At 69.1% G+C, this 18,250-nt stretch carries 18 protein-coding genes; 6 read left to right on the forward strand and 12 right to left on the reverse strand.

Translation table 11 applies throughout. From position 1 onward, the window contains the following. Positions 1–200: 200 nt before the first annotated feature. Entirely contained in the window at positions 201–881 is a 681-nt protein-coding gene (locus A5757_RS11370; RefSeq protein ID WP_066833326.1) for a DUF899 domain-containing protein, read from the forward strand. A gap of 98 nt (positions 882–979) precedes the next feature. On the opposite strand, the gene ahcY is transcribed toward A5757_RS11370, so the two are convergent. The 5 genes from ahcY to A5757_RS11395 all read right to left on the reverse strand — a co-directional run bounded on the left by ahcY (position 980) and on the right by A5757_RS11395 (position 6,251). Then, positions 980–2,461, reverse strand: a complete 1,482-nt coding sequence (gene ahcY, locus A5757_RS11375) for an adenosylhomocysteinase (protein WP_066833329.1) — start codon at positions 2,459–2,461, stop codon at positions 980–982. Between the two features lie 124 nt (positions 2,462–2,585). Then, positions 2,586–3,221, reverse strand: coding sequence for a TetR family transcriptional regulator (locus tag A5757_RS11380; protein WP_231983959.1), 636 nt, complete (start codon positions 3,219–3,221; stop codon positions 2,586–2,588). Positions 3,222–3,277: 56 nt separating this feature from the next. Continuing rightward, complete coding sequence (locus A5757_RS11385) at positions 3,278–3,460, reverse strand: rubredoxin (protein WP_066833332.1); 183 nt, start codon at positions 3,458–3,460, stop codon at positions 3,278–3,280. A gap of 26 nt (positions 3,461–3,486) precedes the next feature. Further along, positions 3,487–4,701 carry an alkane 1-monooxygenase gene (locus tag A5757_RS11390; RefSeq protein ID WP_231983957.1) on the reverse strand — a complete coding sequence of 405 codons (1,215 nt, stop codon included), beginning with the start codon at positions 4,699–4,701 and terminating at the stop codon, positions 3,487–3,489. 80 nt (positions 4,702–4,781) lie between these two features. Next, the gene (locus A5757_RS11395; RefSeq protein WP_066833336.1) at positions 4,782–6,251 is read right to left on the reverse strand and encodes an APC family permease; all 1,470 of its coding nucleotides are present in this window, start codon (positions 6,249–6,251) and stop codon (positions 4,782–4,784) included. Between the two features lie 78 nt (positions 6,252–6,329). Here A5757_RS11395 and A5757_RS11400 point away from each other — a divergent pair, with 78 nt between their 5' ends. Next, positions 6,330–7,724: an NAD(P)/FAD-dependent oxidoreductase gene (locus A5757_RS11400; protein ID WP_066833339.1), complete on the forward strand. Its 1,395-nt coding sequence runs from the start codon at positions 6,330–6,332 to the stop codon at positions 7,722–7,724. Here the strand turns inward: A5757_RS11400 and manA are convergent. From manA to A5757_RS11420, 4 genes are all read right to left on the reverse strand, one after another. Beyond that, positions 7,708–8,934 (reverse strand): mannose-6-phosphate isomerase, class I, encoded by a 1,227-nt coding sequence (gene manA, locus A5757_RS11405; protein WP_066833342.1) that lies wholly within the window; start codon positions 8,932–8,934, stop codon positions 7,708–7,710. The genes A5757_RS11400 and manA overlap by 17 nt on opposite strands. A gap of 4 nt (positions 8,935–8,938) precedes the next feature. Then, entirely contained in the window at positions 8,939–10,045 is a 1,107-nt protein-coding gene (locus A5757_RS11410) for a TobH protein (protein ID WP_066833345.1), read from the reverse strand. Then, positions 10,045–11,430, reverse strand: coding sequence for a phosphomannomutase/phosphoglucomutase (locus A5757_RS11415; RefSeq protein ID WP_066833348.1), 1,386 nt, complete (start codon positions 11,428–11,430; stop codon positions 10,045–10,047). The genes A5757_RS11410 and A5757_RS11415 overlap by 1 nt, the downstream gene beginning before the upstream one ends. Before the next feature lie 84 nt (positions 11,431–11,514). After that, the gene (locus A5757_RS11420; RefSeq protein WP_156618325.1) at positions 11,515–11,946 is read right to left on the reverse strand and encodes a DUF3499 domain-containing protein; all 432 of its coding nucleotides are present in this window, start codon (positions 11,944–11,946) and stop codon (positions 11,515–11,517) included. A 132-nt stretch (positions 11,947–12,078) separates the two neighbouring features. Between A5757_RS11420 and A5757_RS11425 the strand changes: the two genes are divergently transcribed. Continuing rightward, on the forward strand, positions 12,079–12,501 hold the full coding sequence (locus tag A5757_RS11425; protein WP_066833360.1) for a metallopeptidase family protein: 423 nt from the start codon (positions 12,079–12,081) through the stop codon (positions 12,499–12,501). Between the two features lie 71 nt (positions 12,502–12,572). Here A5757_RS11425 and A5757_RS23425 read toward each other — a convergent pair whose 3' ends face one another. Then, positions 12,573–12,812 carry a WhiB family transcriptional regulator gene (locus A5757_RS23425; protein WP_197497319.1) on the reverse strand — a complete coding sequence of 80 codons (240 nt, stop codon included), beginning with the start codon at positions 12,810–12,812 and terminating at the stop codon, positions 12,573–12,575. A gap of 472 nt (positions 12,813–13,284) precedes the next feature. Between A5757_RS23425 and cofD the strand changes: the two genes are divergently transcribed. The 3 genes from cofD (at position 13,285) to A5757_RS11445 (ending at position 16,255) form a co-directional block, all read left to right on the forward strand. Next, a complete protein-coding gene (gene cofD / locus A5757_RS11435) occupies positions 13,285–14,280 on the forward strand; it encodes a 2-phospho-L-lactate transferase (RefSeq protein ID WP_066833534.1) in 996 nt (331 codons plus the stop codon). Positions 14,281–14,342: 62 nt separating this feature from the next. Then, on the forward strand, positions 14,343–15,680 hold the full coding sequence (locus A5757_RS11440) for a coenzyme F420-0:L-glutamate ligase (RefSeq protein WP_197497320.1): 1,338 nt from the start codon (positions 14,343–14,345) through the stop codon (positions 15,678–15,680). After that, a complete protein-coding gene (locus A5757_RS11445; RefSeq protein WP_066833366.1) occupies positions 15,677–16,255 on the forward strand; it encodes an NUDIX hydrolase in 579 nt (192 codons plus the stop codon). Before A5757_RS11440 ends, A5757_RS11445 begins: the two co-directional genes overlap by 4 nt. Here the strand turns inward: A5757_RS11445 and A5757_RS11450 are convergent. Beyond that, the gene (locus A5757_RS11450) at positions 16,237–17,316 is read right to left on the reverse strand and encodes a sugar phosphate nucleotidyltransferase (protein ID WP_066833369.1); all 1,080 of its coding nucleotides are present in this window, start codon (positions 17,314–17,316) and stop codon (positions 16,237–16,239) included. The two genes, A5757_RS11445 and A5757_RS11450, sit on opposite strands and share 19 nt — an antisense overlap. A 2-nt stretch (positions 17,317–17,318) precedes the next feature. Then, positions 17,319–18,212, reverse strand: coding sequence for a glycosyltransferase family 2 protein (locus A5757_RS11455; protein WP_066833371.1), 894 nt, complete (start codon positions 18,210–18,212; stop codon positions 17,319–17,321). Between the last annotated feature and the right edge of the window lie 38 nt (positions 18,213–18,250).

Consider the following 18,250-nt stretch of genomic DNA (forward strand, 5'->3'; position numbering starts at 1 on the left):
AGAGACCCTACGAGCCAGACACCAGGTGATCAGGAATCCAACCACCGCAATACGCGGCACCCCACCCTGACACTGAGGTGACCCTAACAAGGGCAGCAGCGTCGTCGGGATACCGACAGCCGTCAGCGGTACGCGACGATGAGTTCGAGCGCCGGGGCAGGTCTCTTTCAAAGGATCCATTCCATGACGAGGAGGTAGACGTGGTCACGGTCGCGACGCGCGAAGAATGGCGTGCCGCCTATGAGCGGCAGCTGGCCAAGGAGAAGGAGCTGACCCGCCGGGCCACCGAGCTGGCCGGGGAGCGGCAGGCGATGCCCTGGGTGCCTGTCGACAAGACGTACGAGTTCGACACCGAGGCCGGCCGTCGCACGTTGGCGGAACTGTTCGACGGCCGCTCGCAGCTGATCGTGCGCCACTTCATGCACGGGCCCAACACCCCGGAGGGCTGCCCGGGGTGCACGTTCGAGACCGACAACCTGGTCGGCGCGGTACCACATCTGGCGCACCGGGACGTCACGTTCATCCTGTCGTCGCGCTCGCCATTGCCGGTGTTGACCGCCTACAAGCAGCGAATGGGCTGGGACGTCGAGTGGGTGTCGTCCGGGGGCACCGACTTCGACGCCGACTTCTTCAGCTACATGCACGTTCCGACGCCGCGCCGCGACCTCGGCTCGGGCAGCGGCAGCATGCTCGATGTGATGGAACTGATGGCGCTCAGCTGCTTCGCGTTGGAAGACGGCGTCGTCTACCACACCTACTCGACCTACGATCGCGGCACCGAAGCGCTGAATGCGACGTGGCAGCTGCTGGACCGCGCGCCCAAAGGCCGCGGCGAGGACTTCTCCGATTGGCCGCGCAAACGCGACGAGTATCCCGGGTAGCAACCAGCGCGTCAGTTCCGCGTCGACGGGTTGTCTTGCAGCCCAAATGCACACGGCCCTCGGCGCGATGCGCCGAGGGCCGTGCATGTCCTACGGGATCAGTACCGGTAGTGCTCCGGCTTGTACGGACCCTCGACGTCGACGTTGATGTACTCCGCCTGCTCCTTGGTGAGGCGGGTCAGCGTGCCGCCGAGCGCCTCCACGTGGATCTTGGCGACCTTCTCGTCGAGGTGCTTGGCGAGCCGGTAGACCTCGTTGTCGTATTCGTCGTTCTTGGTCCACAGCTCGATCTGGGCGATGACCTGGTTCGAGAAGCTGTTGCTCATCACGAACGACGGGTGGCCGGTGGCGTTGCCGAGGTTGAGCAGACGGCCCTCGGACAGCAGGATGATGGACTTACCACTGTCCCCGAAGGTCCACTCGTCGACCTGCGGCTTGATGTTGATCCGCGTGGCACCGGACCGCTCGAGGGCCGCGATGTCGATCTCGTTGTCGAAGTGGCCGATGTTGCCCAGGATCGAGTGATCCTTCATCGCCTTCATGTGCTCGAGGGTGATGATGTCCTTGTTACCGGTCGACGTGATCACGATGTCGGCGTCAGCGATCGCCTGCTCGACGGTCACCACGTCGTAGCCGTCCATCAGCGCCTGCAGCGCGTTGATCGGGTCGATCTCGGTGACCTGCACGCGGGCACCCTGGCCGGCCAGCGACTCCGCGCAGCCCTTGCCGACGTCGCCGTAGCCGCAGATCAGCACCTTCTTGCCGCCGATCAGGGCGTCGGTGCCGCGGTTGATGCCGTCGATCAGCGAGTGCCGGGTGCCGTACTTGTTGTCGAACTTGCTCTTGGTGACCGAGTCGTTGACGTTGATGGCCGGGAACGCCAGGGTGCCCGCCGCCGCGAACTGGGTGAGCCGCAGCACGCCCGTCGTGGTCTCCTCGGTGACGCCCTTGACCGACGCGGCGATCTTGGTCCACTTGCCTTCACCCTCCGAGGCGGGCGTGAACCCTGCACGGACCAGCGCCAGGAAGACCTTCCATTCGGCCGGGTCGTCGTCCTCGGTGGGAGGCACGACGCCGGCCTTCTCGAACTCGGCGCCGCGAAGCACCAGCATGGTGGCGTCGCCGCCGTCGTCGAGGATCATGTTCGCCGGCTCACCGGGCCAGGTCAGCATCTGCTCGGCGGCCCACCAGTACTCCTCGAGCGACTCGCCCTTCCACGCGAACACCGGGACGCCCTGCGGCTCCTCCGGAGTGCCGTGGGGCCCGACGACGACGGCCGCGGCCGCGTGGTCCTGGGTGGAGAAGATGTTGCAGGAAGCCCAGCGCACCTCGGCACCGAGCGCGGTCAAGGTCTCGATCAGCACCGCGGTCTGCACCGTCATGTGCAGCGAGCCGGAGATCCGGGCACCCTCGAGCGGCTGCACATCGTGGTATTCGCGGCGCAGGGCCATCAGGCCGGGCATCTCGTGCTCGGCGAGGCGGATCTCCTTGCGGCCGTACTCGGCCAGCGACAGGTCGGCGACCTTGAAGTCGATGCCGTTGAGAACGTCGGCCGACAGCCGCTGTTCGGTCGTAGTCATGTGTGTAGAGCCCCTTTATCGATCGTCTGTTGCATATGAGCGCACAGCTGCGCCACGGACACCCTTGGCCTGCGGGCTCGCGGGACAGGCGCGTGCGATTTCGAACAGCGGGGCGCTCTGCCGGCTAAGGGGTATCCACCACACCGTAGCGTTCGGCGAACGGCGTCATCAATCTGGCCAGGTCACCGGCCACGTCATGGTCGGCCTCCGGCGGCATCGACACGTAGCTCATGGCCAGCCGCACGATGGCGCGAGCCAGGATGCCCGCGTCCTCGTCGCTCGCCTTGACCCAGCTGTCCTGGAAGGTCGAGGTGAGGCGGTCCGAACACCGGGTGATGATCGGGCCGCTGCCGGTGGTGATGATCTGCAGCAGATCCGGTTTGCTGTCGCCGGAGAGCAGGGAGATCACCAGCGGGTCGGCCGCCGACTCGGTGAAGAATGCCCGGAAGCCCTGCTGGAACGCCGCGTGCACGTCGCCCACGTTGGTGTCGATGGCCTCGTCGACCGCGTCGACGAGCCGGTCGGCCAGGCGCAGGGCATACCCCTGCGCGAGGCCATGGCGGGACCCGAACTCGTTGTAGATGGTCTGGCGGCTCACCCCGGCCGCCTTGGCGACGTCCGACAGCGTGATGGCCGCCCAGTCGCGCGTGCTGAGCAGTTCACGCATGCCGTCGAGGATCGAGTCGTGCAGCAGCACCCTCGACGCCTCGGCGTACGGAATGCGCTGCCCGGTGCGGCGCTCGTTCACACGCGCGACGATATAGCCTCCGGCCGACGCAGGCGCCGCGGCCACATATCCCCGCGCCAGGGTCACGGTCACGGGCGGGCGATCTCGACCATGTCGAAATCCGTCTTGGCCGCGCCGCAGTCCGGGCAGCTCCAGTCCTCCGGGATGTCGGCCCACCGCGTGCCGGGGGCGATACCGTCCTCCGGCCAACCCTTGGCCTCGTCGTACTCGAATCCGCACTGCAGGCAGACGAACAGTTTGTAATCGTCCATGTCGCTTCCTTTCCTCCGGTCGACGGTCAGGCGCCGGCGTGATCGGTGGCGTAGCGGGCGAGCACCCGCTCGCGCACCCGCGGGTGGATGTTCACCCGGGTGATGTCGCCGTCGTAGTGGGCGAGCACCCGGTGATCCATGACGCGACGCCACACCGGCGGCAGGTAGGTCAGGGCGATCATCGTGGCGTAACCGCTGGGCAGATTGGGTGCGCCGTCCATGCTGCGCAGGGTCTGGTAGCGCCGCGTCGGGTTCGCATGGTGGTCGCTGTGGCGCTGCAGGTGGTACAGGAACAGGTTGGTCACCAGGTGGTCGGAGTTCCAGCTGTGCTCCGGGGTGCAGCGCTCGTAGCGGCCGCTCGGGGTCTTCTGCCGCAACAGGCCGTAGTGCTCGAGATAGTTGACGGTCTCCAGCAGCGTGAATCCGAAGACGGCCTGGACGATCATGAACGGCAGCACCGCCCAACCGAACACCGCGGTCAGCGCGCCCCAGAGCACCACCGACATCACCCAGGCGTTCAGCACGTCGTTGGACGGATGCCAGACGCTCTTGTCCTGCCGACGCAACCTCTTGGCCTCCAGCTCCCACGACGAGCGCAGGCTCCCCCAGATACTCCGGGGCAGGAACTCCCAGAACGTCTCGCCGAACCGCGCCGACGCGGGATCCTCCGGGGTCGCGACGCGCACGTGATGGCCGCGGTTGTGTTCGACGTAGAAGTGGCCGTACCAGGTCTGCGCGAGGGTGATCTTGCTCAGCCACCGCTCGAGTGCACCCTTCTTGTGGCCGAGCTCGTGTGCGGTGTTGATGCCCACCCCGCCGAGCATCCCGACCGACAGCGCGAGCCCGATCTTGGCAGGCCAGCCCAGGCCTCCGTCGAAACCGAGCCAGCCCAGCTCCGAGGCGGTGAACAGGTAGGCACCGAGTACCACGCTCGCGTACTGGAACGGGATGAACAGGTAGGTGCAGATGCGGTAGTAGCGGTCGTTCTCGAGCCGCTCCATCGCCTCCTCGGGCGGGTTCTGGCCGTCCGCGCCGAAGCGCAGATCCAGCGCCGGCAGCACCAGGTACAGCAGGATCGGTCCGATCCAGAACGGCGCCTGCGCAGCGGCGTGCCAGCCCGCCTCGTTCAGTGCCCACACGACCGGCAGCATCACGAACAGCGCCGTGGGGACGATGAGGCCCATCAGCCACAGGCGGCGCTTGCGGTCCTGCCACTGCGCCGCGTCGGTTGTCATAGTCATGACTGGACTATATGACGCAATTTGTCGCCTGTCTAGACACGAACCGGTGTTTTGTAAAGCGAGCCGGAACCGCGCGGCGCCTAGTTGAGTTCGGCAAGCTCCCGCTCGCGCAGGACGGAGCGACGGCGGCCGTAGAGGAAGTAGATGACCACGCCGATGGCCATCCAGATCAGGAAGCGGATCCAGGTCAGACCCGTGAGGTTCAGCATCAGCCATACGCAGGCGATGATCGCAGCGATCGGCAGCCACGGCACCAACGGCGCCTTGAAGCCCCGCTTCAGGTCGGGACGGGTGCGGCGCAGCACGATCACGCCGGCCGACACCAGCACGAACGCAAACAACGTCCCGATGTTGACCATCTCTTCGAGCTTCCCGATCGGGAAGACGGTCGCGGTGACGGCCACGGCAGCGCCGACGAGCAGCGTGATCCGCACCGGGGTGCCGCGGTCACCGGTCCTGGCCAACTGGCGAGGCACCAGCCCGTCACGGGACATGGCGAACAGCACGCGGCTCTGGCCCAGCATCAGCACGATCACCACGGTGGTCAGGCCGGCCAGCGCCCCGATGGAGATGACGGTCGCCGCCCACGTCACGCCGTTGGCCTCGAACGCGGTCGCCAGGTTCGCCCCCGCACCCGCGTCGCGCAGCTCGGTGTAGGACACCATCCCGGACAGCACGACTGCCACTGCCACGTAGAGGACGGTGACGATCGCCAGCGAGGCGATGATCCCCCGCGACACGTCGCGCTGCGGATTCTTGGTCTCCTCGGCGGTGGTGGCCACGATGTCGAAGCCGATGAACGCGAAGAACACGATCGACGCACCCGCCAGCAGGCCGTACCAGCCGTACGCGCTGCCCTCCGCACCGGTGATCAGCGAGAACAGCGATTGCTCGGTGCCCGATCCGCCGTGTCCGGACTCCGCGGGCGGGATGAAGGGGGTGTAGTTGGCGGTCTTGATGTAGAAGGCGCCGACGATCACCACGAGCAACACCACCGCCACTTTGATGACGGTGATCACAAGGCTGACCTTGGCCGAGAGCTTGGTGCCGCGGACCAGCAGGGCGGTCACGAACGCGACGATCAGCAGCGCACCCCAGTCCACGGTGAACCCGCCGACCTCGGTCACGCCGCCGCCGAAGTTGAACACCGTGCCCAGATAGCTCGACCAGCCCTTGGCCACCACGGCCGCCGCGACGGCGAACTCCAGGATCAGGTCCCAGCCGATGATCCAGGCGACGAACTCACCGAACGTCGCGTACGCGAACGTGTACGCGCTGCCGGCGACCGGCACCGTGGACGCGAACTCCGCGTAGCACAGTGCGGCCAGGCCGCACGCGATCGCCGCGAGGATGAAGGAGATCGAGATCGCGGGGCCGGTCAGGTTGCCTGCCGTAGACGCGGTGATGGTGAAGATGCCGGCGCCGATCACCACCGAGACGCCGAAGACGGTCAGGTCCCACCAGCTCAGGTCCTTGCGGAGCCGGGTCCCGGGTTCGTCGGTGTCGGAGATCGACTGCTCGACGGATTTCGTGCGCCATCTACCGGCCATGACAGATCCTTTCCGATCCCTCTCGAGCATGTCGTCGATCCACCGAGTCTGGGCAATGTACCGAGCTACTGTGCACCGATGGGGCGGGATACTAAACACGCCGTCGTGATCGGCGGCAGCATCGCGGGGATGTGCGCGGCACGGGTGCTGTCCGACGTCTACGGCACGGTGACGGTCTACGAACGCGACGAGCTGCCGGACAGCCCGGTCAACCGGGCGGCGGTCCCCCAGGGCCGCCACGTCCACCTGCTGATGGCCCGCGGTGCGCAGGAGTTCGAAGGCCTGTATCCCGGACTGCTGGCCGACATGGTGGCGGCCGGGGTGCCGGTGCTGGAGAACCGGCCGGACTGTATCCACTTCGGCGCCGCCGGGCATGTCCTGGGCACCGGGCATACGCTGCGCGACGAGTTCACCGCCTACGTGCCCAGCCGGCCACAGCTCGAATGGCAGATCCGACAGCGCACCGCGCAGATCCCGAACGTCACCATCGAGCACCGCTCGGTCGACGAGCCGGTGTACGACGCGCGGTCCGGACGGGTCACGGGGGTGGCGGTTCGTGACGGCGACGCCACCGAGACGGTGCAGGCGGATCTGGTGGTCGACGCCACCGGACGCGGCACCCGGCTGCCGGTGTGGCTGGAACAGTGGGGTTTCGAGCGGCCGCGGGAGGACACCGTGGACGTCGGCATCGCCTACGCCACCCACCAGGTGCACATCCCGGAGCGTGCGCTGGCCGAGAAGGTGGTGGTCGCGGGAGCGTCCGACGAGGAGCCGCTCGGGCTGGGCATGCTGTTCTACGAGGACGGCAACTGGAACGTGACCACGTTCGGCGTGGGGCGGGTTCCGCCGCCGCAGAATTTCGCCGAGATCTGCGAGCTGGCCGACCGAATCCTGCCCGCCCACGTCGCGACGGCGCTGCGCGCGGGAAAACCTCTGGGCGAGATGGCCTTTCACAAGTACCCGACCAGCCGGTGGCGACGCTACGACAAGCTCGACCGGTTCCCGCTGGGCATCGTGCCGTTCGGCGACGCGGTCGTCAGCTTCAACCCGACCTTCGGCCAGGGGATGACGATGACGTCGCTGCAGGCCGGCCATCTGCGTCGCGCACTGCAGCAGCCCGACCACGAGCTGGCGGGCACGTTGAACACGGCGACGGCCAAGACGACCTTCCCGGTGTGGCAGATGAACGCGGTCGGCGATCTGACGTTGCACCGCGCCACCTCACCGGATCCGGTGCCCTGGTGGTACGCGCCGGTCGGTGGACTGTTCGATCAGTTCCTGGGTGCGGCCGAAACCGATCCCGTTCTCGCCGAGTGGTTCCTGCGCCGGTTCAGTCTGCTCGACAGCCTCTACATGGTGCCGTCGGCACGCATGGTCGGCCGGACCGTACGCCACAACCTGGGGCTGTGGCTGGCCGAGAAACGCTCCGCGCGCCGCGCCCGCACAGGAGACCTCGTCACGACCCGACGGTGACCCGGAACAGTTTGGTCGGGACCTCTGCGTGCAGCCGGATCGGCCCGTCGTCGGCCGCCACCCACGCCGCCGAACCCCGCTGCATCGTCAACGTCGTCGCCTTGGCGTGCGCCGTGACCGCGCCGTCGGTGCACAGCAGCACCTGGGGGCCGTCATGATCGGCCGGTGCGTCGACTTCGTGGCCGAGGTGGTCGCCGCCGAGTTCGACCACCGACACCGCGAATTCCGGCGCGGGCGTCCGGTACACCAACTCCGTTGCCTGACGGCCCGTTTCGGGCCGCAGCACGAGATCCGGCGTCGGGGTGAAGTCCAGGACGCGCAACAGCTCGGGAACGTCGACGTGCTTGGGGGTCAGTCCCCCGCGCAGCACGTTGTCCGAGTTGGCCATCACCTCGACACCGATGCCGTGCAGGTAGGCGTGGAGGTTCCCAGCGGGCAGATAGATCCCTTCGCCCGGCCGCAGGGTGATGCGGTTGAGCAGCAGCGCGGCCAGCACACCGGCGTCACCGGGATAGCGCTCACCGAGTTCGAGCACGGTCCTGGCCTCCGCGGCGAACGTCGTGTGCCCGTCGCGGACATAGTTGATCGCCCCGTCGAGGACGGCGGGCACCAATTCGTCGAGGTGCGGCTGCGGTGCGGTGATCCAGGTGGTGAACAGCGCGCGCAGCCCGTCGGACTCGGACTGCCCGGACAGCAGGTTGATCGACGAATCGAGTTGCGGCACGTTCAGCGCCCGCAGTAGTTCGACCGTCGCGGCGGCGGGCCGGAATCCGGCCAGCGCGTCGAACCGGTCGAGCGCCACCAGCAGCTCGGGTTTGTGGCTGCGGTCGCGGTAGTTGCGCATCGGCGCCGAGATCGGGATGCCCAACTGTTCCTCGCGGGCGTAACCCTCGGCGGCCTGCTGGGCGCTGGGGTGGGCTTGCAGGGACAGCGGTTCGTCGGCGGCGAGGACCTTCACCAGAAACGGCAGGGTCTCGCCGAAACGGTGTACCGTCGCCGGGCCGAGCTGACCGTCGGGGTCGGCGCGGACGGCGTCGAGCAGGGACACCTCGCTGTCGCCGTCCTGCAGGTAGGCCGGATCGCCGGGATGCGCGCCGAACCACAGTTCCGCCTCGGGATGCGCTGTGGGACTTGGTCTTCCAGTGAATTCAGCGATCGCCGTCCGCGAACCCCACGCATAGGTCCGCACCGCCCCCCGTAGCAGATGCACTCGCTTAACCTCGAACCAGTCGCAGATAGACCGCGGTCATCTCCAACCGCACGGCCAACTTTGCCAGTTGTTGTTCCACGCGTCCGGCATCGGGTCCGGGCGGGCCTGCGGTGGCGGCGTCCGGCACGTCGTCCGGATCGACGATGTCCAGGTCGTCGTAGCCGCTGACCCGGGCCGCCACGGCGGCCCGATCCCGTCCGGTGGTCAGCACCAGCGTGCGCATCCGCTGCGGTAACGGACCGTCGAGTTCCTCGTCGTGGAAGATCGACAGGGCGGAGCCCCCTTCAAAACCAGTCGAGCCGGACCGGCCGAAGCCGGCGCGCAGCGCGACCAGCACATCCGGCAGCCCGACCGCGGCGACGGTCTCCTGTGCGACCCGCAACAGGACCGCCGCGCCGTGGCGGGCCAGGGCGAGCGTCGCCGCCTCGTCGCCGGCGAGCACCACGTCGCGTCCGGTGATGCGTTCGGCGAGTGCTTTGGCGGGGTTGGTGAACAGATCACGGCCCGGGCTGTTGCGCAGCGCCTCAGCATCGAGTTCGTCGGCGAGTTCGCCGAGGTCGACGCGCAGACCGGGGTCGACCACCTGGAGCACGGCCAGCCCCGCCGCCAGATAGCGCACGAGTCCGAAGTCGTCGGGCACCCACACCCGCGGCGCCAGCGGCACGGCGCGGCCCGCGGTCACATCGCGCAGCGGGCCTTCGTACGGGGCGGCGACAACGACGCGTGCCCCGCGGCGAACCGCGATGGCGGCGGCGTTGACCAGCAGCGGTTCGGCGGGATCGTCGCCGGCGACGATCATCACGTCGAGCGCACCGACCCACGGCGGCGGATCGGCCACCACCACGACGGGTGCGCCGACCGACGCGCCGAACGCTGCCGCCAGCACCGCACCGGCCGTCTGGGCGGTGCCCCGCCCGGCCACCCAGATCACCGTGCGCGGCGGATGCGGTGAACGCAGCGGTTCGAGCAGTCCCTCGTCGAGAGCGGCGGCGGTGGCCCTGACCTGCGCACCGGCCATTGCCGCCGCGCGCAGCAGCCCGTCGCGGTCGGCGGCCACCAGGCCGTCGGCGTCGTCGAGATCGACCACGGCGGCCGACGGCGGACTGGCCATCACGGAGACGACCCGTCGCGGTCGGTGATCACCGCGGCCACCCGGTTGACGACGTCCGCGACCTCCTCGGTGGTCCGCGCTTCGACGTTCAGGCGCAGCAGCGGTTCGGTATTCGAGGTGCGCAGATTGAACCAGCAGCCCTCGCCGAGGTCGACGGTCACCCCGTCGAGGTGGTCGATCGACTGGATACCGCTGCCGAACGACGTCAGCACCGCCTCGACGCAGGCCGACGCATCGCTGACGGTGAAGTTGATCTCCCCTGACGCCTCGTACCGGTCGTAGTCGGCCATCAGCTCCGACAGCGGACGGTCCTGTTCGCCGAGCGCGGCCAGGACGTGCAGGGCGGCGAGCATCCCGGAGTCCGCACCCCAGAAGTCGCGGAAGTAGTAGTGCGCGGAGTGTTCGCCGCCGAAGATCGCCCCGGTCTCGGCCATCAACCCCTTGATGTAGGAGTGACCGACCCGCGAGCGCACCGGGGTGCCGCCGCGTTCGGTGACCAGTTCGGGCACCGCACGGGAGGTGATGAGGTTGTGAATCACCGTGGCGCCGATCTCGCGCTGCAGCTCGCGGGCGGCGACCAGCGCCGTCACCGCGGACGGCGACACCGGCCTGCCGCGTTCGTCGACGACGAAGCAGCGGTCTGCGTCGCCGTCGAAGGCCAACCCGATATCGGCTCGGGTCTCGAGCACGAATTCCTGCAGATCCACCAGGTTGGCGGGGTCGAGCGGGTTGGCCTCGTGGTTGGGGAACGTGCCGTCGAGTTCGAAGTACAGCGGCGACAGGTCCACCGCGGCGATCGGCCCGAGCACGGCGGGGGCGGTGTGGCCGGCCATCCCGTTGCCGGCGTCGACGGCGACCCGCAGCGGACGCAGCTCGGCCAGATCGACCAGCGAGCGCAGGAAGTCGCCGTAGTCGGCCAGCACGTCGCGGTCGGAGACGGTGCCGCGGGGTCCGTCGTGCGCGGGTACGCCCGTGGTCACCTCCGCCGCGATCTGCGCCAGACCCGTATCGCGGCCCACCGGCTTCGCGCCGGCCCGGCACAGCTTGATGCCGTTGTACGCGGCGGGATTGTGGCTGGCGGTGAACATCGCGCCGGGGCAGTCGAGCAGTCCGGACGCGAAATAGAGTTGATCGGTGGAGGCGAGTCCGATCCGCACGACGTCGAGGCCCTGGGCCATGACCCCCTCGGCGAACGCCTCGGCCAGCGCAGGCGAACTCGCCCGCATGTCGTAGCCGATGACCACCTGCCGCGCACCGTCGCCGACCAGGCGCGCGAAGGCCCCGCCCACGTCGGCTACGAACTGCTCGTCGAGTTCCTCGCCGACGAGACCGCGGACGTCGTACGCCTTGATGACGCGATCCACCGTCGCAGCCGGCCGAGACATAGGACTCCTAGGTCGAGGAGAAACGTTGCCGCCAGCCTAGTCGCCGCAGCATCGGCCGGCCTCGACAGTCAGTGTCCGACCGGGTCACTCACTCGGATCGGGCAGGACGCGCAGGTGCCCGCGGCGCCGGCCGCTGGCCTCGGGTCGGCGCGCCTGCGCCTGTGCCGTGACGAGGGTGCCGCCGGCGGTGCCGGCCCCGGCGCCTGCCGGATCGGAGAATCCGGCCACCACACCGCCGTTCTGCGCGGGTTGACGGCCTTCGCGCACGGCGTCGGCCAGCGCGACCAGGTCGTCATCGTCGGGGTGCGTCGGCAGCGGACCGGCGTGCCGCACCAGTTCCCAGCCCCGGGGTGCGGTGATGCGGCTGGCGTGGCCGACGCAGAGGTCCCAGGAGTGCGGCTCGGAGACGATGGCCAGCGGACCGACGACAGCGGTGGAATCGGAGTAGACGAACGTCAGCGTCGCCACCGCATAGTGGGGGCACCCGGGCCGGCAGCAGCGACGGGGAACATTCACGAACGGAAGGCTATCGCGGGACAAACTCCCCGCGGCGCCGGACACGCGCACCGGCGGGCCGGCCGATAGCCAACCGTTACGATCTGGTCCGTGTCCGAGCGCAGCCGCTGGAGTTCGCGACGCGGTCGCGGGATGCGCGGTCCGCTGCTACCGCCGACGGTGCCGGGCTGGCGCAGCCGCGCCGAACGTTTCGACATGGCGGTGCTCGAGGCCTACGAACCGATCGAGCGCCGATGGCAGGACCGCGTCTCGACACTGGATGTCGCCGTCGACGAGATCCCGCGGATGGCGCCGAAGGATCCGGAGAGCGTGCAGTGGCCGCCGGAGGTGGTCGCCGACGGGCCGATCGCCTTGGCCCGGCTGATCCCGGCTGGGGTGGATGTCCGCGGAAACTCCACGCGGGCGAGAATCGTGTTGTTCAGGAGGCCGATCGAGCGCCGGGCGAAGGACTCCGACGAACTCGCGGATCTGTTACATGAGGTGCTGGTCGCTCAAGTCGCCACATATCTGGGCGTCGAGCCCTCGGTCATCGACCCGACGATCGACGACGAGTGACCTAGCGGGGCAGGCGCCGGGGCGCCCGCGGGGTACTAACTGTTGGGTCAAGTGGGAGCCGTGGGATCCCGTCAGATGATGCCGCGTTTGAGGCGACGGCGCTCGCGCTCCGAGAGCCCGCCCCAGATGCCGAAGCGCTCATCGTGGGCCAGCGCGTAGTCGAGGCATTCGTCACGGACCTCGCAGCCCATGCAGATCCGCTTCGCCTCGCGGGTCGAGCCGCCCTTCTCGGGGAAGAACGCCTCGGGATCGGTCTGGGCGCACAGTGCGCGCTCCTGCCAGAGATCCGCGTCCGCGTCGTCCTCGGTGATTGCCGGGTCGAACTCGACCCGGTCCGGGACCACGCTCAGTTGCGGCCGTCCCATCGGACTGACCGGCGCAGGCTGCGCGCCGGTGTACGGCGTGCTGCCGTACGAGCCGAGCATCCGGTTGTCAAACCGGACGACTCGATCGAAATCGCTTGGCTCAAAAGACATTTCCCCGCCCTCCTGATGTTGTGTCGTCGTTCCACTGCTGGTCCCGCGCATAACTCACGCGACCGATTCAATTCGAACAAGTGATCGAATCTCGGTCTGCGACACCAGCTTCGGGAGGCGTACCGGGAATGACACTGGTGTGATTACACACGCGTTAGCTGCCCGGGTCAAGCGCTTGAACAGGAATTCATACCACCTCGTGATAAAGATGCGGCGCGTCGGAAATCCCGGCGTGTCCGGCTCGTGACCACCGCGAGCGGTGGAGGGGTGCTGCCGCACTTTCGGCGACCGCCTAGTGTCGGTCGCTGTGAAGGTCACGGTCTTGGTCGGCGGCGTGGGTGGCGCCCGCTTTCTGCTCGGCGTCCAGCACCTGCTCGGACTCGGCCAGTTCGCGCCGCAGGACGCCGCCGACACCGCGGAACACGAGCTGACCGCGGTGGTCAACGTCGGCGACGACGCCTGGATGTTCGGCGTCCGGATCTGCCCGGACCTGGACACCTGCATGTACACCCTCGGCGGCGGTATCGACCCGGAGCGCGGTTGGGGTCATCGCAACGAAACCTGGCACGCCAAGGAGGAACTCGCCGCCTACGGCGTACAGCCCGACTGGTTCGGCCTGGGCGACCGCGACCTGGCCACCCATTTGGTGCGCAGCCAGATGCTGCGCGCCGGCTATCCCCTGTCCCAGGTGACCGAGGCGCTCTGCGCCCGGTGGTCGCCGGGTGCGCGGCTGCTGCCCGTCACCGACGACCGCAGCGAGACCCACGTCGTCATCACCGATCCCGACACCGACGATCGGGGCGCCATCCACTTCCAGGAGTGGTGGGTGCGACACCGGGCGAAGGTGCCGACCCACAGCTTCGCGTTCGTCGGCGCCGACAAGGCGACGACGGCCCCCGGTGTCCTCGACGCCATCGGCGGGGCGGACGCCGTACTGCTGGCGCCGTCGAACCCCGTCGTCAGCATCGGCGCCATCCTGGCTGTCCCCGGTATCCGCGGTGCGCTGCGCTCCACCTCGGCGCCGGTGATCGGCTACTCCCCCATCGTCGCCGGAAAACCGTTGCGCGGCATGGCCGACGAATGCCTGTCGGTCATCGGCGTCGAGAGCACCTCCGAAGCAGTGGGTCGCCACTACGGCGCCCGGTCGAGCACCGGGATCCTGGACGGGTGGCTGGTGCACGACGGTGACGACGCGACGATCGACGGCGTGGACGTCCGTGCGGCACCGCTGTTGATGACCGATCCGGCGGCGACGGCACAGATGGTGCGCGCGGGACTGGACGTGGCCGGGGTGCGGCCGTGACCGAGTCCGGCGCCGGGCCGATCGAGCACGACACCGGGCCTATCGAGCACGGCACCAGCCACATCGAACACGGTGCGGCCGGGACGATCGAACTGCTGCCCGTCCCAGGTCTGCCGGAGTTCCGTCCCGGCGACGACCTCGCCGCCGCGCTCGCCGCGGCCGCGCCCTGGCTGCGCGACGGCGACATCGTGGTGGTCACCAGCAAGGTGGTGTCCAAATGCGAGGGCCGCATCGTCACCGCGCCGACAGATCCCGATGAGCGGGACGCGTTGCGGCGCAAACTCATCGATGCCGAGGCGGTCCGGGTGCTGGCCCGCAAGGGGCGCACCCTCATCACCGAGAACGCCATCGGACTGATCCAGGCCGCCGCCGGTGTCGATGGATCCAACGTCGACACGACCGAACTCGCGCTGCTTCCGGTCGATCCCGACGGAAGTGCGGCGCGGGTGCGCTCGGGACTGGCCGAGCGGCTGGGCGTCACCGTGGGTGTCGTCATCACCGACACCATGGGCCGCGCCTGGCGTAACGGTCAGATCGACGCCGCGATCGGCTCGGCCGGCCTCTCGGTGCTGTACGGCTACGCCGGCGCACAGGACAGGCACGGCAACGAACTCGTGGTGACCGAGGTGGCGGTCGCCGACGAGATCGCCGCGGCCGCCGATCTGGTCAAGGGCAAGCTCACCGGCATTCCGGTGGCCGTGGTGCGCGGACTCCCGTTGCCGGACAACGGTTCCACCGCACGCGACCTTCTGCGCTCCGGCGAGGACGACCTGTTCTGGCTCGGCACCGAGGAGTCGATCGCCCGGGGCAGGCGCGAAGCTCAACTGCTCCGGCGGTCGATCCGCACGTTCGCCCCCGAACCCGTACCCGCCGATCTGATCGAGGGTGCGGTCGCCGAGGCGCTGACCGCCCCGGCACCGCATCACACCCGTCCGGTGCGCTTCGTCTGGGTGCAGGACCGGGCCGTCCGCCAACGCACGCTGGACCGGATGAAGGACCGCTGGCGCGCCGACCTCACCGGCGACGGCCGCCCCGCCGATGCCGTCGAGCGTCGCGTCGAGCGCGGCCAAATCCTCTACGACGCACCGGAACTCGTGATCCCGTTCCTGGTCGCCGACGGCGCGCACGACTATCCCGACGCCGCCCGCACGGCGGCCGAGCGCACGATGTTCACGGTCGCCGGCGGTGCGGCCGTGCAGGCGCTGCTGGTGGCGTTGGCGGTACGGGGGGTCGGAAGTTGTTGGATCGGGTCGACGATCTTCGCCGCCGATGTCGTGCGCGACGAACTGGATCTGCCCGCCGACTGGGAACCGCTGGGCGCCGTGGCGGTCGGCTATCCGCCGGACCCGGTGACGCCACGCGAACCCGGTCCCACCGACGGGCTGCTGGTCCGGCGGTGAGCCTGCACGCGTCGGCCGTGGCCCTGCTGGGTGACTGGGCGGCGCCCGATCCGGCGCAGGATGCGCTGCGGCACGCCGTGCTGTCGTTCCTCGCCGCGCGACCCGACGGCTGCCTGCGCAGCTGCGTGCCGGGCCACATCACCGCATCCGCACTGGTGCTCGACCACACCGGCCGGCGGGCGGTGCTGACGCTGCATCCGCGGGTGGGGCGGTGGCTGCAGCTCGGCGGGCACTGCGAGACCGGCGACGCCGACGTCGTCGCCGCCGCGCTCCGTGAGGCCACCGAGGAGTCGGGCATCGCGGGCCTGTGGGTCGACCCCGTGCCCGCCGCGCTGCACGTGCACCCGATCACGTGCTCCCTCGGGGTGCCGACGCGCCACCTCGACATCCAGTTCGTCGTCCATGCTCCGCCGGACGCGCGGATCGCCCGCTCCGACGAATCCACCGACCTGCGCTGGTGGCCGCTGGATGCGCTGCCGGCGGACACCGATTTCGGCCTGCGCCAACTGGTGGCCGCGGCGCTCCGCCGCAATCGGACTCCCGCGGCGCGACGTCGTCAGATGTCGGTGGAGTAGCGGATTCCGCCGTCCGGAATCACCACGCCCGGCCACACGCGGGCGCCGCGCAACAGCTCGCAGCGGGCGCCGATGTCGGCGCCGTCGCCGATCACCGCATCCCGGATCAGCGCCCGTGGACCGATGCGGGCACCGAAGCCGATGATGGACCGCTCGATGACGGCGCCGGCGGCGACGGTCGCCCCGTCGAAGATGACCGCACCGTCGAGGCGCGCGCCCGCGCCGATCTCGGCGCCCCGGCCGACCACCGTGCCGCCGATGAGCAGCGCACCGGGTGCCACCCCCGCACCGTCGTGGACCAGGGATTCACCGCGGTGGCCGGGAAGTGCCGGCGACGGGGCGATCCCGCGCACCAGATCGGCCGATCCGCGGACGAAGTCCTCGGGGGTGCCCATATCGCGCCAGTACGTGGCGTCGACGTAGCCGCACACCCGCAGCCCGTCCGACAGCAGACCGGGGAACACCTCCCGCTCCACCGACACCGGGCGGTCGCGCGGGATGCGGTCGATGACCGACCTCTTGAAGACGTAGCAACCGGCGTTGATCTGATCGGTCGGCGGATCCTGGGTCTTCTCCAGGAACGCGGTGACCACACCGTCGCTGTCGGTCGGCACGCAGCCGAAGGCGCGCGGATCCCCGACCCGGACCAGATGCAGCGTGACGTCGGCGTCCTTGCTCGCGTGGGTTTCCAGCAGCGCACCGAGATCGCAGCCCGAGAGCACGTCGCCGTTGAAGACCATCACCGTGTCGTGGCGCAGCTTCTCGGAGACGTTGGCGATACCGCCGCCGGTGCCCATCGGTTCGGGTTCGAAGACGTACTCGATCTCCAAGCCGAGCTTCGAGCCGTCACCGAATGCCGCCTCGAAGACATCCGCCTTGTAGGAGGTGCCGAGGATCACGTGTTTGACGCCCGCCGCGGCGATGCGCGAGAGCAGATGGGTCAGAAAAGCCAGCCCCGCGGTCGGCAGCATCGGCTTGGGCGCAGACAGGGTGAGCGGTCGCAGCCGGGTGCCCTGACCGCCCACCAGGACGACCGCGTCGACCTCCGCCGGATTGACCATGCTCATCCCCCTCGCTCCGATTTCCGGCCAGCTTTCCAGATCACCGCCTTTGCACGCGCGGAGAGCGCGACTTTGATCGCCCCCCGCAGAGGTGCCTGCCACCGGCGCGGATAGCGGTCGGATAGATAGGTATAGGTACTGACGTGATGGGCGGCGAGGTTGCGGGCCGGGTCCCGCCCGGTCGAGTGGCCTTTCAGGTGCAGGATCTCCGCCGACGGCACGTAGACGTTCAGCCAGCCCGCCGCACCGAGACGGTCACCGAGGTCGACGTCCTCCATGTACATGAAGTAGCGCTCGTCGAATCCGCCGATCTGGTCGAACGCCGCCCGGCGCAGCAGCAGACAGCTGCCCGACAACCAGCCGACGGGCCGTTCGCTGGGATCCTCCCGGTCCTGCCGGTAGGCCGTGGTCCACGGATTCGTCTTCCAGAACGGCCCCACCACCGCGTGCATCCCGCCGCGTACCAGGCTGGGCAGATGCCGCGCCGACGGATACACCGCGCCGTCCGGATCGCGGACCAGGGGGCCCAGCGCACCGGCCTGCGGCCAGCGGCCTGCGGCCTCGAGCAGCGCGTCGATGGAATTCGGCCCCCACTGCACATCCGGGTTCGCGACCACGATGAACTCGGGATCGACGGCGACACCCTCCAGATTCCGTTCGACCGAGGCGACGGCGCGGTTGACCGCGCTGCCGTACCCGAGGTTTCCGCCGGTGCGCACCAGCCGGGTGTTGGGATAACGCTCCAACGCCTCTTCGGGCGCGCCGTCGGTCGAGCCGTTGTCGGCCATCACGACGGTGACCGGACGGTCGGTGGCGTGGGCCAGCGAGGCGAGGAAGCGGTCGAGGTGCCCACCCGGTGAGTAGGTGACCGTCACTACGACCAGTTCGTCACTCACGGCGTAGAGGGTACAGCGAGCCGGAGATCCGGCCTGCC

It is taken from the genome of Mycobacterium sp. 852013-51886_SCH5428379 (assembly GCF_001665575.1).
Lineage (GTDB): Bacteria > Actinomycetota > Actinomycetes > Mycobacteriales > Mycobacteriaceae > Mycobacterium.